This is a genomic window from Mojavia sp., assembly GCF_059505145.1.
In genome coordinates, this window is record NZ_JCACKA010000022.1 from 168,536 (window position 1) to 184,604 (window position 16,069).

At 42.0% G+C, this 16,069-nt stretch carries 10 protein-coding genes; 6 read left to right on the forward strand and 4 right to left on the reverse strand.

Annotation, left to right across the window (positions count from 1 at the left end):
• The first annotated feature begins 84 nt into the window (after window positions 1-84).
• The gene (locus AC5JL8_RS03480) at window positions 85-861 is read left to right on the forward strand and encodes an ABC transporter ATP-binding protein (protein WP_495878378.1); all 777 of its coding nucleotides are present in this window, start codon (window positions 85-87) and stop codon (window positions 859-861) included.
• A gap of 814 nt (window positions 862-1,675) precedes the next feature.
• On the opposite strand, the gene AC5JL8_RS03485 is transcribed toward AC5JL8_RS03480, so the two are convergent.
• Entirely contained in the window at window positions 1,676-3,604 is a 1,929-nt protein-coding gene (locus AC5JL8_RS03485) for an alpha-amylase family glycosyl hydrolase (protein ID WP_495878379.1), read from the reverse strand.
• Between the two features lie 1,054 nt (window positions 3,605-4,658).
• Between AC5JL8_RS03485 and AC5JL8_RS03490 the strand changes: the two genes are divergently transcribed.
• The 5 genes from AC5JL8_RS03490 (at window position 4,659) to AC5JL8_RS03510 (ending at window position 11,959) form a co-directional block, all read left to right on the forward strand.
• Window positions 4,659-5,714: a tellurite resistance TerB family protein gene (locus tag AC5JL8_RS03490; RefSeq protein ID WP_495878380.1), complete on the forward strand. Its 1,056-nt coding sequence runs from the start codon at window positions 4,659-4,661 to the stop codon at window positions 5,712-5,714.
• Window positions 5,715-6,399: 685 nt separating this feature from the next.
• The gene (locus AC5JL8_RS03495) at window positions 6,400-7,698 is read left to right on the forward strand and encodes an HlyD family secretion protein (protein WP_495878381.1); all 1,299 of its coding nucleotides are present in this window, start codon (window positions 6,400-6,402) and stop codon (window positions 7,696-7,698) included.
• A 26-nt stretch (window positions 7,699-7,724) separates the two neighbouring features.
• Window positions 7,725-9,674, forward strand: a complete 1,950-nt coding sequence (locus AC5JL8_RS03500) for an ATP-binding cassette domain-containing protein (RefSeq protein ID WP_495878382.1) — start codon at window positions 7,725-7,727, stop codon at window positions 9,672-9,674.
• A gap of 22 nt (window positions 9,675-9,696) precedes the next feature.
• On the forward strand, window positions 9,697-10,809 hold the full coding sequence (locus AC5JL8_RS03505) for an ABC transporter permease (protein WP_495878383.1): 1,113 nt from the start codon (window positions 9,697-9,699) through the stop codon (window positions 10,807-10,809).
• Window positions 10,810-10,834: 25 nt separating this feature from the next.
• Complete coding sequence (locus AC5JL8_RS03510; protein WP_495878384.1) at window positions 10,835-11,959, forward strand: ABC transporter permease; 1,125 nt, start codon at window positions 10,835-10,837, stop codon at window positions 11,957-11,959.
• 232 nt (window positions 11,960-12,191) lie between these two features.
• Here the strand turns inward: AC5JL8_RS03510 and recG are convergent, their stop codons facing one another.
• From recG to AC5JL8_RS03525, 3 genes are read right to left on the reverse strand one after another with little or no spacing between them, the layout of a single operon-like run.
• Window positions 12,192-14,684 carry an ATP-dependent DNA helicase RecG gene (gene recG / locus AC5JL8_RS03515; protein ID WP_495878385.1) on the reverse strand — a complete coding sequence of 831 codons (2,493 nt, stop codon included), beginning with the start codon at window positions 14,682-14,684 and terminating at the stop codon, window positions 12,192-12,194.
• Window positions 14,681-14,860, reverse strand: a complete 180-nt coding sequence (locus AC5JL8_RS03520; RefSeq protein ID WP_495878386.1) for a hypothetical protein — start codon at window positions 14,858-14,860, stop codon at window positions 14,681-14,683. Before AC5JL8_RS03520 ends, recG begins: the two co-directional genes overlap by 4 nt.
• A 52-nt stretch (window positions 14,861-14,912) precedes the next feature.
• Entirely contained in the window at window positions 14,913-15,872 is a 960-nt protein-coding gene (locus AC5JL8_RS03525) for a hypothetical protein (RefSeq protein ID WP_495878387.1), read from the reverse strand.
• Window positions 15,873-16,069: the final 197 nt, after the last annotated feature.

A 16,069-nucleotide genomic window follows, 5' to 3' on the forward strand; every position in this document is an offset into this window, starting at 1 on the left:
GAGTTGCTATTCCCCCTGCCCCCTGCTCCTTGTCCCTAATCCCTAATCCCCAATCCCCAATCCCCAATCCCCTAAATTCTGACAATGCCACTTGAATTGCAAAACCTGACTGGCGGTTATACCGCAGTGCCAATTGTCCAAGATATTAATCTGACGCTGCAAACAGGAGAATGGTTGAGTTTAGTTGGTGCTAATGGTTCTGGTAAATCTACAATACTCAAGTTACTCAGCCGGATTCTTTCTCCACAGCAGGGAACAGTGCTACTCGATGGTAAAGCAATTCATACGCAACCGCCGAATTTAGTTGCACAAAAACTAGCTTTGTTACCGCAACAACAAACTCTACCTGCGGGATTAACAGTACGGCAATTAGTTAGTTTAGGACGTACACCCCATCAACCTTGGTGGCAATGGGAATTAAATGCTGAAGATAGGCAGCAAGTAGAAGCGGCAATTAAAAAAACGCAACTGCAAAAATTGAGCGATCGCTTAGTTGAAGAACTCTCAGGTGGTGAACGACAACGGGCTTTTCTGGCTTTAGCACTGGCGCAAAAACCAAAAGTACTATTGTTAGATGAACCAACAACTTATTTAGACATTAACTATCAGCTGCAACTATTAGAATTACTCAAAGATTTGAATCAACAGCAAGAATTAACTATTGTCACAGTTTTACACGAACTGAATTTAGCAGCCCGGTATAGTTCCCGTATTGCCTTATTAAAACAAGGTCATTTATGGGAAGTTGGCGCACCTGAAACAGTTCTCACTCCAGATAACATCGCGCAAGTATTTGGCGTGGAATCTGTAATTATTCACACGCCAATTGGCTTACAAGTTTGTGCGATCGCTGCTGTGTAGGAAGAAGGCAGAAGGCAGGAGGCAGGGGGCAGAAGGGAAGGGACAAGGAGATGGGGAGACAAGGGGACACGGGGATACGGAGAGAAATTATTACTTGGCCCTCATCACTCAGATAGCTTTGAACTCGAAACTTCGAGCTTGGAACTCGGAACTTCGAGTTTGGAACTCGGAACTTTGAGCTTTGAACTCGAAATATCAAGCTTTAAACTCGGAACTTCGAGCTTTAAACTCGGAACTTCGAGCTTTGAACTCGGAACTTCGAGCTTTGAACTCGAAACATCAAGCTTTAAACTCGAAACGACTAGCTTTGAACTCGGAACTTCGAGCTTTGAACTGGAAACGACTAGCTCAGAACTCGAAATATCAAGCTTTGAACTCTGAATGTCGAGCTTGGAACTCGGAACGCGATTGCACAAACAGAATATGATATTTAACCACAGATGCACACCAATAAACACACATAAATATCGGTGTGCATCTGTGTTTATCTGTGGTTCTTTTTTGTATTATCTGGGTTTTTGCATGAGGACAAGGCGAATTAGAGACTTGGGCAAAGAGTAATAGATAATAATTTCTCCTTTGCACAAACAGAATATGATATTTAACCACAGATGCACACCAATAAACACACATAAATATCGGTGTGCATCTGTGTTTATCTGTGGTTCTTTTTTGTATTATCTGGGTTTTTGCATGAGGACAAGGCGAATTAGAGACTTGGGCAAAGAGTAATAGATAATAATTTCTCCTTGTCCCCGCGTCCCCGTGTCCCCCTGTCTCCGTGTCCCTCCTGCTTCCCCAAGCTTGTCTATACCTACGATTCCGGCCCGGATGCCCAGGTATCACGCCATTTGACAGTACCTTCTTTGGCAATTACCCAGCGACGGGGTACGGTATTCTCCCGTAGGGGCGATCGCCCTTCGCGCCACATGGCATATTTGTAACTGATTAGCTTGCCAGTACTTTCATCAAAAGGAATCTCAGCAAACCAAGTATTGGTGTTGATGTACTCTAGAGGATAGGCTTTGCTAATATCCCAGTTACCTAATTCTGGACAGTTTCCAGTCACGACGATAGTTTCACCTGGTTGGGTACTCACGCCATTAAGTTGCACGCGAACGATTGTCTGTCCTTTGATTCGCTCACCAACGTGGCTGAAAACAATCACTCCCCGTTCTTCTAGTACCAAGTTATAAATCTTGCCGTCTTTGACTTCATACTTGTTGCGACTAATCACACAGGTATGCTCGCCGTCGGGTAGTTCTGTGTCTACTTCGGACAAAGAAACTTCTCCTCCCCGGTTTAATGCTACAAAACATAGGGAATCACGATAACGGCGCACATAGCAGTAAACATCTTCTGTTAAGTATTTTTGCCAGTGGCTACCCATAGATACGGCTGGATTTAGTCGCCGCAAGCCGGATAGCAGCCTAACATAACGGTAAATCTCTGTGTCGGTATCCCATTTTTCCATCATTGGGCGATTGTAGGGATCGTTACCGCCATCGGTATCATTGTGCAGATATTGTTCTGTGCCGTAATAAATGCAAGGGATACCGCGACAAGTCATAATTAGAGCGATCGCCACCTTCAACATCGCTGGATCGGGATTCAGCGATTGGAAGCGACACATATCATGGTTGTCAATGAAGGTAATTAACTCTGTTGCCCCACTATAGCGATGGTCTTGGTCAAAGATATATTGAATTGTATGGAATCCGTTTTCTGAACCTTGTGCCAATGCTGCTCTAATCGCCACACACAGCCCAAAGTCTAGAAGTGTCATGCCAGAGTTATTAGCAAATTCTACCGAGCGATCGTCACTAGGGCTGCTATAAATCCATTCCCCAAAAATAAATACATCTGGCTTATGATTGCACATATCACCAGTGAATTCTTGCCAAAACCAAATTGGCATATGCTTGACAGTATCCACCCGCAGCGCATCCACGCCTCTGTCTAGCCATTGTTTAATCGCTGATTTGATATATTCACGATATTCAGTATTATTTTCATTGAAGGTTGCAAGACCAGCTAATTCACAATTCTGTACTTGCCAATCATCTTCCCAATCTTGCACTTCGCCATAGTGATGATACCAATGATTCACATCATTGTTAAAGTCAGCAATTTTAACACCATCATCATACAATTCACCTTTGCTACCGCTGGTATCAGGAGTGCTATGGTTGCAAACAATATCCAGCACCAGTTTCATATTACGCTTGTGCATTTCTGCAATTAAGCGATCAAAAGTTGTATCTCTGGTTTCTTGAGTTTCGTTTAAAGAAGGATTTTCTCCTTGAGCAATGTAGCGAGGATTGAGCCGCTTAAAATCTTTTGTCCAATAACCATGTATTGCAGCATTACCGACAAATAACTCTTCAACCTGCTCAAACAGCGGAGTTAGCCAAATAGCGGTAACTCCCATGTTTTTCAAATAGTCTAATTTGTCGATGACACCTTGCAAATCGCCACCCCAGTACTTTCCCCAATCTTGTCCAGTCGGATCGTACAGTTCTGAGTTAATACCTTCGCTATTTTCTAAATCACCATCATGAAAGCGATCAACCACAAGAAAATAAATAGTTTCCTGCCGGAATTCAATATCCCTGGTGTACAGGAATTCTAAATCAATTTCTGTATCAGTAGTTGAGGATTCAATAATATTTTCTACTACTTCATTGGTCGCATCTACTTTGTATTGTTCTGGAGAGAATTGAGATGGAGGGGTCTGTACCATAGAAGAATTCAAATTTGTAAGTAATAAAAGATTGCAGCGATATAAGTAGCGATATAAGTAATGAGCTACTCAGATTCCTGCGTAACTTCAAACTTCGGTATTATCTAATTATTTTTTTTGTTTGGGCATCTATCCCTAGCTAGTTTGAGGTTATGCCTCTAGATATATTGCATTAGCTATAGTGTTTTCCGACCCAATGATGTACAAGAAGAAGTAATTAACTACGATTCATGAATAATAAATAATAAAAGTAAAATGTTTTTTATAAAAAAGGATTAATTACCTTAGATTCACCATTATATTTAGATAAAGTTGGCTTTTTCTTTCGGAAGTCATCACGAAAGAAGTACTATAGCAATCCTATGTGAGTCGTGATAATTCCTTTTTTTACGAACCGCCAAGTACACCAAGAAAAGAAACAGAGAGTTTTCTAAATCATTTAGGACTGCTATATATTTGACAGCGAATTTTAGAATGCCTCAATTCTTTTAGCGTGAACCCCGAATTGGTGTAAAAAAATCCAAAATTAGTAGCAACCTAGTGGTATACCAACTCGCTCAAATCCGCTGGATGAATTATTATCAGCAAGTCCCGATTAGCAGTAACCTGGATTACTACGAAAACTTAGATAAGGTTGAAATGAAATATTAAGCATCTTGGGGAATCCAAGGACACCTGGGTTACTGGACTAATCTCCAATTCTATGAAAACATTGCCAATAGCTTCCTGTATGGCTCAAATAAGCAGCAAGTAAATTAGAACTGTATTAAAAATTCGTAATTAAATTAAATAGTCGAGTAACAGTCCACCTGAAACTGAGTAACCTGTAGAGGTTGGGGTCTCTAACCTGTCTGAAATTACGAAATACGAATTAATAATTATGATCAAGACATGGTATAAAGCGTTAGTTAATACCAAATACACTTAGATGGATTATTGAGTAAGTCGCACCTTAGCGAAGCTTTTCTAAAAGGATATTCTTATGTATTGCTAAACTACCCATGGTCACTTTCAAACAGTTATAACGATCAAGCTATTTTCGGAGGTAGCAATAATGACTAAGGATGACAAAATTTTTAACTCAACGGAGACAACAGAAGAATCACTGAGTCCAGAAGAAGCAGTAGCAGCGATCGCAGTTATTACCGCGATCGCTGATTCTTCTTTGGAAGAGGTGGATGCAGAAATTTTAAGCACCATGCTTTGGGATTTTGAGGTCTTTGAGGAATACTCAGAAGACGAAATCGCAGAAATGGTTGATAGACTTCTAGGCATAGCTGAAGACTCAGGACTCGGCCCTCTGTTTAATACTGCCAGTCAAGCCCTCTCAGATGACTTACTACTGGATGCTTATGCTGCCGGGGTGATCGTACTTTTAGACGAAGAACTGGTTATCCCCAAAAACAAACAGTCTTACCTTAAAAAGCTACAGCAAGCCTTAGATTTGCAGGATGAGGAAGCAGAAGAAATTGTTCAGGAAGTTATTGCTGCTTTTGAAGAAGCAGAAAATGGAGAGTTCGCAGACGACGATGAAGAATATGAAACAGTATTAGTCCAAGACTTCGGCGAACAAGAGTATGAATCGCCTTTAGGAAATTTTACAGTTCCGATTCCCGTAGACCCTGAGCAAGGAGGTAGGGTTCAAAGCCAAGAAGGGGTAGTCGGTTTTTCTGATGACTTTGGTACTTTACTCAGAATCGATTATTATCCGATCCCCCCAGAACAATTTGAAGAAATAGAAGCTACAGGGCAAGAAGCATATCTCCAATCGATTTTAGTAGAAAAATATGTACCGCAGGCGATTTTAGCCAATGTACCAAATGCTCAGATAAAGTACGCTGAATATCTGGAAGACACCCTATCTGGAGCTTACTATGTATTAGTCGATATGCCCAAGGGTTCAACCATTTCTAAGCAAGAAACTAATGGCAATGCTATCAGATTAGATGCGTACCGAGGGTTACTAACCTTTATCAATGCTGACTTTCTATATATAGTCAGTAATCAGCGTAGCTTCTTTGAAGGCGAAAGCCCTGCTTCTGTGGAAGAAGAATCCGAAGGCATCAAAGAGAAGATTTTAGAATTTGTGGAAAGCATAGAGTTTACTTAATTTAAGCACCAACAGTTATCAGTAAAGTGCTGAGTAATGAAGTTAGGGCTTACGTACTAAAACTTAAAACTCTGATCCTCTCTAACCCCTTTTTGAAGGAGGAAAAACTTTTTAATAGCCCCTTTTCCAAGGGGGTTGAAGGATCTGAGTGCGTAAGTTCTGGATGGTAGATGCGTAGATACGTAGACGCGGAGCGGCTTCCCGTAAGGGTAGGGGTTTGTTGTCAGACATCGTATTGTCGTTATGACAATAACTTGTGTCGTTAGGACAACAACTTGTGTCGTTAGGACAGCAACTTGTGTCGTTATGACAGCAACTTGTGTCGTTATGACAACAACTTGTGTCGTTACGAATAAAAATACAGCAGATTGCACCTTAGTAAGGTACAGATTATCGCCGATCGTAGGGGCACGGCACTGCCGTGCAACGCCACATCCTTCAAGTCGGCAAAGCCGCCCAACGGAGTGGCTCCCCTACCTGTGTACTTCATTCACCTAGAAAAACGCTGTATCTCTAGCCTAATGCCCAATCCCCATTTTTCAGGTTGTGTTGCAAATAGTAAAGATACTTAAGCACATATACGAGAATACGATATATAACCGGATGATGCTTTCCCATAACCTGCTGAGTAAATAAAACAATACTTTCCTTTCCGGGTTGATGTAACTTCTAAAACAAAAAAAATATGGTTCAGCCACTCTCGCCATCCCAAGAACCTTTTGAGACTGCTGTAATAAATAAGGATAAACGTAAATTCTCCGCTCGTTGGTTGATACCTTTAGGGTTATTACTAACAGGAATTGGCATTTCAACTTCGTATTTTATTTCATCACGCTCAGACGCTAATACGCTGCGGGTGAGCGGTCGCATTGAAGGTTATGAAACTGATATAGGAGCTAAAGTTGCGGGCAGAATTGAGTCTGTAGCGGTGCGGGAAGGAGATCAAGTTGGCAAAGGCCAAGTAATTGTCAAACTGGATGACGCAGAAATTCAAGCTCAACTTAAGGGTGCATCTGCTCGTGTAGATGCTGCCCAAAAGCAAGAAGAACAGGCACGGTTACAAATTAATCTTTTAGAAAATCAAATTCTAGAGAATCATCTGACTTTGCAACAGGCTCAAGGAGATGCTAAAGGTCGAATTTTCCAGGCTGAGTCATCAGTTGCTTCTAGCCAAGCCCAGCTAAATCAAGCTATTGCCCAAGTGCAACAAGCCAAATCTGAGTTGAAACTGGCACAAATGAATCGCGATCGCTACGCTAAATTAGTAGCCCAAGGAGCTGTAACCAAGCAACAATTTGACCAAGCCCAAACAAGCTTTGAAACTGCACTAGCCAATCTGCGATCGCGTCAAGCCGCAGTGGATTCTTTTCGTAAATTAGTCAATTCGTCCCAAGGTCAGTTGACACAAGCCCAAAGCGTAGGGCTAAATCCCTCGATCCGCAGTACACAACTAGCAGGTTTACGCACACAATTGGCACAGACACGCTTGAAATTAGCTGCGGCTCAAGCTGATGTGGCAAATGCCAAAGCCTCCCAACAGGAAATAAAAGCCAAAATAGCCGACCTCAATGTTATTAGCCCGATTACAGGTGTAGTCGTCAGCCGGAGTGTAGAACCCGGAGCAGTTGTTACTACTGGTAAAACCCTACTAACAGTAATTGATCCCAATAGCGTTTATCTACGTGCTTTTATTCCTCAAGGCGATATTGGTAAAGTTCGCGTCGGTCAAGCAGCTAATATATTTTTAGATTCAGCACCCAAAAAACCTCTAAGTGCCAAAGTTGCCGCCATTGATACCCAAGCTTCCTTTACTCCTGAAAATATTTATTTTCAGCAAGACAGAGTTAAACAAGTTTTTGGTGTCAAAATCACTATTGATAACCCTGCTGGATTAGCTAAACCAGGAATGCCAGCAGATGCAGAGATTAATATTACAGAGGAGGAAGTAAGCAAACAAGCAGAAGAACAATTGAATTTTGACTAATGAGCAATATCAATCCCCAATGACCTATGACTAATGTCGTAATTCAGGTAGAGGGTTTATGCAAACGTTACGGCAAATTAGTCGCCGTTAAAAGTATAGATTTTGCCGTTAAGCAAGGTGAAATTTTTGGATTAATTGGCCCTGATGGTGCAGGAAAAACGACGACATTCCACATTCTAAGTGGGGTGATGGAAGCATCAACTGGCAATATCCAAATTTTAGGCAAACCACCCCGCGATGCTCGTCTAGTCATCGGTTATCTGACACAGCAGTTCTCACTTTATCTCGACTTGAGTATTGATGAAAATCTGCGCTACAGTGCAGGCTTGCGTGAAGTTCCCGATCATCTTTTTCGCCAGCGTCGTCATAAATACTTGCGCTTAATGAGTTTGGATAAATTTGGCGATCGCTTGGCTGGTCGTCTCTCCGGTGGCATGAAGCAGAAATTAGCTTTGTGCTGTGCTTTGATTTCCCAACCCGAAATTCTGTTGTTGGATGAACCAACGACAGGTGTTGACCCTGTATCCCGCCGCGAATTTTGGGATATCCTCGCTGCTATTGCAGCCGAGGGAGTCACAGTAGTTGTAGCCACGCCTTACCTAGATGAAGCTGAACGGTGCGATCGCATTGCTTTAATGTATGAGGGACAGATTCAGCAAATTGGCACTCTTTCTCAGTTGCGCGAAAGTCTGGGTTTACAACGTTTAGAAGTTAGAACTAATCACATTGAAGCAGCCGAACGCTTCTTGCACAAGGCGATAGACAATCAAGAAACATCAATTGTTGATGTGCAAACCTTTGGAGATAGGTTAGATGTGTTGGTGAAAGATGCGGTAACGGGTAAAACGGCAGTTCAAACAATTTTTGCTCAACAGAAATTACCATTAGACAACATTCAAACTGCGGATATAACTCTAGAAAATGTTTTTGTTAGCCGTCTGCGTGCTTCTGGCAACGATCCAGAATTTATTCCTTTTCCTCGTGCAAAAAGAGGCATTAGGGACTTAGGACTTGAGACTAGAGATAGGGAAATACCCAAACCCTCTATAGCCATTGGTGCTAACAACTTGAGAAAGGTGTTTGGCGATTTTCAGGCGGTTAAAGATGTAGATTTAGAAGTTCGCTACGGTGAAATTTATGGTTTACTAGGAGCGAATGGTGCAGGCAAGACGACTACAATTAAAATTCTCTGCGGTTTACTAGAACCAACATCCGGGAAAATTTCCTTGGCTGGACAAACTCAAAATCTGCGTAGTAGTGCCTTACGACAACGCATTGGTTACATGAGCCAAAAATTCACCCTCTACGACGACTTAACGATTGTCCAGAATCTAGAATTTTACTGTGGGGTTTATGGTGTGCCAACTCGGTTACGCCGCACCAAAATTGACTGGGTATTAGAAACTTGTGGCTTAGTTGGCAGAGAAAATATGCTCACTGGCCAACTACCTGGAGGATGGAAGCAACGAGTAGCTTTTGGCGCTTCAGTCATGCATGAGCCAAAAATTTTATTTTTGGATGAACCGACATCAGGAGTAGATCCATTAGCACGTCGTCAGTTCTGGCGGTTAATTAATGAGTTTGCTAGATCAGGAACAGCAATCTTGGTGACAACTCATTATTTAGAAGAAGCGGAACAATGCAACCGCATGGGATTTATGGTGGCGGGTGAAGTAGTAATTCAGGGGTCGCCTAGCGAAATTAAAGCTTCGCAACCCGGCCAACTATTGGAAATAGTTACTGATAACACTCAAGATGCTTCTAATTTACTTAAAACTGAGTTAGCAGCTTGGCGGGTGTCGATTTTTGGCGATCGCTTACACCTAGTTCTCGACCATCCCGACTTAGAAATTCCTCGCATCAGTTCAATTTTACAAACCAAGGATATAAATATTCATTCACTCCGACCAATCCCTTTTTCTCTCGAAGATGCCTTTATCGGCATTGTGCAACGCACCGAGGAAGGCGGGGAGTAGGGAGACAAAGGGACACGAAGAAATGAAAAGAATTTTATCTCAATGTCAAAAAGAGTTAGCACAATTCCAGCGCGATCGCCTAACCTTAGCGTTGGCATTTATCCTGCCATTCATGACCTTAATTATCTTCGGTTTTGTGATTCGCCTAGAATCCAAAAATATTCCTTTATTTGTGCAAGATTTTGACATTAGCCCTCTCAGTCGTGCCTACACTGAGCGTTTATTTGCTACTAATCAATTTGATCCAATCCCAAATTCAAAATTTGCCAGCCAAAATCCTCAAGGGATTATTGATCAAGGATTTGCTAAAGCTGCTGTGGTCATTCCGCCAGATTTTAGTAGTCGAATTAAATCAGGGCTAACTAGCAACGTACAAGTTTTAGTAGATGGAACTGATGTCAATAATGCCCGGATTATCAAAAATAGTATTCAGGCAACAACAAAATTTTTTTTGAAAGATTCAGGTTTACAATCTTCATCCGAGCAAGTAATTGCCCATATCCGCCTTTGGTTTAATCCAGGCAGAAAAGAATCTTTGTATATAGTGCCAGGAGTTTACGCTGTTATTTTGTGGATTTATCCATCTTTATTAACAGCAGTTGCTATGGTACGAGAAAAAGAAAAGGGCACAATATTACAAGTCTATGCTTCTAGCTTGAGTGCTGAAGAATTACTTTTAGGTAAAGGATTAGCTTACTTGATAATTGGAATTATCGAAGCCATATTAATAATGATTATGAGTTCGCTAATTTGGCAATTGACTTTAGTAAACGAGCCAACACCATTGTTGCTTGGCACGCTAGTTTTTTTGATAGATAGTATTATGTTTGGTTTATTAATAGGAGTTCGTGCAGCTAATCAGAATTCTGCTGTTCAGGCTGTCGCACTGCTAGGCTTTTTAACAGCTTTGTTGCTATCTGGTTTTATTTACCCTATTAGTAATATTCCTTTCCCTCTTTCGTTATTCTCTTATATTGTTCCTGCACGTTACTATATAGAAATCACTCGTGATGCCTATGTACGTGGCACAGGATGGGCAGGAATTTGGTTATCAATGCTCATGCTAATTATCTTGGGATTATTACTATTTAATGCTTCACGCCGAGTATTAAAACGAATGCAATTGTCAAATTAGTCATTTGTAATTGACTATACTAAATATGAAATTAATTAAAAATTTATTTAATAGTCGATTTTGGAGTTTAGTTATTAAAGAATTCCGCCAAATACTGAGGAGTAAGGAAACAATAGTATTGTTGATTATTCCTCCGACAATTCAAATGTTGCTCTATGGTTTTGCCCTTAACCCAGATGTGCATTATCTCAAATTAGGAGTTGTCGATTACGCCAATACTTACGAAAGCCGAGAGCTAGTTTCAGCCTTAACTGCAAACAAAACCTTTGTTGCAGAGAAATATATGTTCAACACCAAAGATTTAGGTGAACAAGTACGCCAGGGAAAAATTACAGCAGGGTTAGTAATTCCACCTGATTTTAAACGTAAACTATCGGAAGGAAAATCGGCGGAGATTCAAGTTTTAGTTGATGCAGTAGATGCTAATACTGCTGGTATTGCCCAAGGTTATCTCAATCAAATGGTAAGTCAATTTAGTTATCGGCTTTCTTCTAATCAAGCGCCAGCATTAATTAGCACACAAACAACTTTTCTTTATAATCCTGGGTTGGCAAGTAGTTGGTTTTTTGTGCCAGGAGTTTTAGGCTTAGTTTTAACTTTAATTAGTTCCCTAGTTTCTTCAGTTACAGTTGTGAGAGAAAAAGACACAGGAACTTTGGAACAACTATTAATGACTCCAGCAGAAGCTTGGGAAATTTTACTAGCAAAAATTGTGCCTTTGTTTGTTCTATTAATGGGCGATGTGATCTTAGCTTTGAGTTTGGCAAGATTAGTTTTTAGCGTACCTTTTCGAGGAAATATAATTCTATTTTTAGGATTGTCAGGACTTTATTTATTTGTAGGAATTGGCATTGGAATTATGCTGGCCACACTTTGTCGTACTCAGCAACAAGTAGTCCTGACATCATTTTTTATCAATTTGCCCTTAATTCAACTATCCGGTGCTATTTCTCCTATTGAAAGTATGCCCTTAGCGTTTAAATATTTGACGCTGCTGAATCCGCTACGCCATTACATAGAAATTGTTCGGGGAATATTGCTTAAAGGAGTAGGATTAGAGGTACTTTGGGTTAATGCGATCGCACTTCTTTTCTTTGCTATATTACTGCTATCCATCAGCATCAACCAATTTCGCCGTCAATTGAGTTAATGGATAAAAAATTAGGCGTTAGTGAATTGAGGTATTAATGTCAAAAGTTTCATCTCTCAAACTCTTACTCTCTGCGCCCACCGAAGTTTGCTCAACGGGGGGAACCCCCCTTCGGGTTCGCCAGTCACCTGCGGAGGGAAACCCTCCCGCAGTGCTGAACTCACCGCACCGCAACTTCTCTCTGCGTCTCTGCGTGATAATAATTCATACTTTCACTCAGCAACGCCGAAAATCAAGTCAAAATTGCCCCACCCATTAACTTCTCATACCGATACTTCAACTCTTCTTTCATCAAATACCAACGCTCTAAGGTTGCGTCCATTTCTATTATTTTCTCTGCGGCTTGTCGCGCTAACAGTAAAACTTCTTCATCTTCGACTAAACTTGCAAGCGTAAAATCTGGCACACCAGATTGTCGAGTTCCCAACACTTCCCCAGGGCCGCGAAAACGCATATCCATTTCAGAAATAAAAAACCCATCTTGGGACTGTTCTAATACCTTCAGCCGTTGTTGAGCATCAGGGCTTCTAGAACTACTCATCAACAAACAGTAAGACTGAGCCGCGCCCCGACCGACACGCCCCCGCAGTTGGTGTAGTTGTGATAAACCAAACCGTTCCGCATTTTCAATGAGCATAACTGTAGCATTAGGTACGTCAACGCCCACCTCAACAACGGTGGTAGAAACCAAAATTTGGGTTTTGTTATCGCGGAATTTTGTAATCGCTTCATCCTTTTCGGCTGAATTCATGCGACCATGTAGCAACCCGACTTGAAACTCTGGAAAAATGCTTTCCTGTAGCTTTTGATGCTCTTCCACAGCCGATCGCAAATCCAGCTTTTCTGATTCCTCTACCAAAGGCAAAACAACGTAAACTTGCCTTCCTTGGGCAATTTCCCGACGTATCAAGTCGTAAGCATGGGTGCGTTGTTGACCAGTTAGCATCGTTGTCTGAATTTTTTGCCGTCCTGGTGGTAACTCATCAATCTGGCTAACATTCATATCCCCATGTATCGTCAATGCTAGTGTCCGGGGAATGGGAGTAGCTGTCATAGTTAATACATGAGGTTGTTCGCCTTTTTGTTGTAAACGCGCCCGTTGCTGCACCCCAAAGCGGTGCTGTTCATCAATTACTGCTAACCCCAGTTGGCGAAAATTTACTGGGTCTTGAATTAAGGCATGAGTTCCGACTAATAACGGTAATTCACCTGTTTCTAAGTGAGAATGGATTTGTCGCCGTTTGACAGTTTTGGTGGAACCTGTTAGTAATTCCACTGGTAAATGCAGCAAGTTAAACCAACTAACTAATTTGCGATAATGCTGTTCTGCCAAAACTTCGGTCGGAGCCATCAACGCCGCTTGGTAGCCAGATTGAATTGCGGCTAGGATAGCAACCACAGCAACTACAGTTTTACCAGAACCCACATCTCCTTGCACTAAACGATTCATTGGTGATGGTTTTTGCAAGTCGTTGAGGATATCGTTGATCACTCGTTGCTGTGCGCCAGTGAGTTGAAACGGCAGTATTTCATAGAATTTTTCTATTAGCTGACCTTTGGGAGCCAAGATAGCGCTCGTTTGGATTTGCCTTGCTTGGTACTGTCGTTGCAGTAAACTTAGTTGTAAGTAGAAAAATTCGTCAAAGACTAGGCGACGACGGGCAACTTGCAAGGTGGCGCTATCAGAAGGAAAATGGATATTGGCGATCGCATCTTTCAAAGTCATCAAACCGTACTTTTCCCGCAAACCATTAGGTAACGGATCTTTCAGGTGCGCCGCAGCTGGCAAAGCCGCTATTACCGCCTGTCGCACTGTATTTGCCACCACACCCTCGGTTAGTCCATAAATTGGCACTACACGACCAATCGTCAACGAATCAATCGCATCTCCTGGATGCGCTAACACTTCTAATTCGGGGTTATCCAGCGTCAAGCCGTATTTACTTTCTTTCACCAACCCACAGGCCGCAATCACACTACCTACCGGGTAGCGGCGTTTTAAACTTTCCTGCCAAGCACGACTGGTAAAGCGCGTACCAGCAGAAAAGCGACTAATTTTGATTTGACCTGTGTTGTCTTTCAGTATCAATTCTAAAATTGATAATTTCTGATTTTTGGGGCTATTAAAACAGTTGCAACGCTTCACTGTTGCCACTATTGTCACTGTCTCACCCGCTTGCAGCTCACGAATATTTACCTGACGTGCATAGTCAATGTGATCGCGGGGATAGTAAAAAAGTAGGTCGCGCACAGTGTACAAACCAAGACGTGCCAAGTTGTCGGCTTTTCTGATACCTATTTCTGGTAAATCGCTCAGTTTTTGGTCAATTTTGGGGGCAAGTCTTCGGCTTACCTCTGCCACAATTGGGGATTTAGGGTTTTGAATTTTGGATTGATAATTTCTGACTTGCTCCTCTACTCCCTTGCTCCTCGGCTCCTCCTGCTCTTCTTGCTCTTGCTGTAATTGATACAGATATCTACGTGTTTCTGCTACTAAGTGCTGTCTATGTTCTAGTTCCAGATTAGGATACTTAGCAAATTGCACCGCTAGTTCTTGCCAGCGACGGCGTTCATTGAAGGGCAAAGCTGTTGGGAATTTACCCAGAGTCAGGCTGAGAAATTCACTGAAGCGATATTGTCTACCCATCAAGTCTGCAAAACCGTGTTCTGCCTCTACCGCCAAGGCTTTTTGCAATCTTATCCAATCTGGTTTGTCATTAGTCATTGGTCATTGGGCATTAGGCATTGGACATTGGGGAGGCAGTGCGTTGGTGAGGCAGCGACGGGTACGCAGGGGGTTTCCCCCATGAGCGACTGCCGAAAGGGTTCCCCGGCTTGTAGACGCAAAGCGGCTTCCCGCAGGGTAGCAACTGCCGTTATGGGGCATGGGGCATTGGGCATTGATTATTCACAAAGAACAAAGGACAAATGACAAATAACAAAGGACTAATAGCTAATCATCAACCCAAATAGCGCGCCATGCTGCTTCAGCTTCGGCAATTGAACGTTCGCGCTGCTTTTTTTGATACTCCTGCCCTAGTTTATTTAATTGAAGCAAGATACTGCGAATATGTTTGCGTTCAGACGAGAGTTTAGCGTCAGCAAATTCAATTTCCCCAAGCCGTAGGTTAATAGCCATGATTCTGGTTAGGCTGGATTCCTGTGCATCTCGCTCATTTTCAATTTCAATTACCAAGTTTAATAAGTTTGGTGGCCCAGGAATAACTTCGGCTGATGCTTCTGATGCAGCCGCAGCCACTTCTAAAATCGGTTCTGGTAATTTTTTCGGCAAAATACCAGCTTTTTGTAACACACCATTGGCATCATGGGAAACTTTTTTCAGTGTATGTTGGATCACCTTCTCCAAGTTCTGTTGCCATGTTGCCAGTTCTATCGGGTTAGAAGTATCGGTTAATTTTATAGTTGGCGCAAAATTTCCATAACGAAGTGCTAGCGCTTCTTTGAGCATCGGTAGGTTTTCCTCCGTGATCAACTTCAACTCTTCAAGATGGTTTTTGGATTGGGGATTGGGTTCATCCTCTTGAGCTACCTCATCTCCCTCAGCTACCTCAGCTACCTCATCTTCCTCATCTTCCTCATCTCCCTCATCTTCCTCATCTACCTCTTCTCCTTCATTCCTGGTAGAAGTGAGCAACTGTTCAACTGCTTCTTGACCTAAGTTGCGGATGGCTTGTTGCAATTGTTGCCGCTGATTTAATGACAAACTTAAGAAATTTTCGGCATACCCTTGGGTACATAGGTGGTAAGTTGCCAGAATTAATTGCTGGCGAATGGCTTGCCCTAAGGTGCTTAAATAAGTAGCATAAGCGCTCTGGAGTTCTACCGCGATCGCACTGATTGCTTCTTTTAATAGTGCAATATCCCGCTCAATTCGCTCAATTGCTCTAGCCATATTTTCTCTTTGTTGCCCATCTAAACCTAATTATGGTACAAATGTACGTATTTATTTTAAAATAAACATCCAAAGGATTTTAAATTTTCGATTAATTTTAAGCTGTAAGTCTTGACTAAAGGCAATTTATTATAGCCGTAGTCACATAAGCTAGGACAGTTTTGATGCAAGGAGAAATGTAGACGCAAAGCGGCTTC

Excerpts from the sequence above, each read along its gene's own strand:
- AC5JL8_RS03510 (WP_495878384.1), top strand. The coding sequence starts at position 10,835 with ATGAAATTAATTAAAAATTTATTTAATAGTCGATTTTGGAGTTTAGTT.
- AC5JL8_RS03520 (WP_495878386.1), bottom strand. The coding sequence starts at position 14,860 with ATGCCCAATGCCCCATGCCCCATAACGGCAGTTGCTACCCTGCGGGAA.
- AC5JL8_RS03505 (WP_495878383.1), top strand. The coding sequence starts at position 9,697 with ATGAAAAGAATTTTATCTCAATGTCAAAAAGAGTTAGCACAATTCCAG.
- AC5JL8_RS03500 (WP_495878382.1), top strand. The coding sequence starts at position 7,725 with ATGACTAATGTCGTAATTCAGGTAGAGGGTTTATGCAAACGTTACGGC.
- recG (WP_495878385.1), bottom strand. The coding sequence starts at position 14,684 with ATGACTAATGACAAACCAGATTGGATAAGATTGCAAAAAGCCTTGGCG.
- AC5JL8_RS03480 (WP_495878378.1), top strand. The coding sequence starts at position 85 with ATGCCACTTGAATTGCAAAACCTGACTGGCGGTTATACCGCAGTGCCA.
- AC5JL8_RS03525 (WP_495878387.1), bottom strand. The coding sequence starts at position 15,872 with ATGGCTAGAGCAATTGAGCGAATTGAGCGGGATATTGCACTATTAAAA.
- AC5JL8_RS03490 (WP_495878380.1), top strand. The coding sequence starts at position 4,659 with ATGACTAAGGATGACAAAATTTTTAACTCAACGGAGACAACAGAAGAA.
- AC5JL8_RS03495 (WP_495878381.1), top strand. The coding sequence starts at position 6,400 with ATGGTTCAGCCACTCTCGCCATCCCAAGAACCTTTTGAGACTGCTGTA.
- AC5JL8_RS03485 (WP_495878379.1), bottom strand. The coding sequence starts at position 3,604 with ATGGTACAGACCCCTCCATCTCAATTCTCTCCAGAACAATACAAAGTA.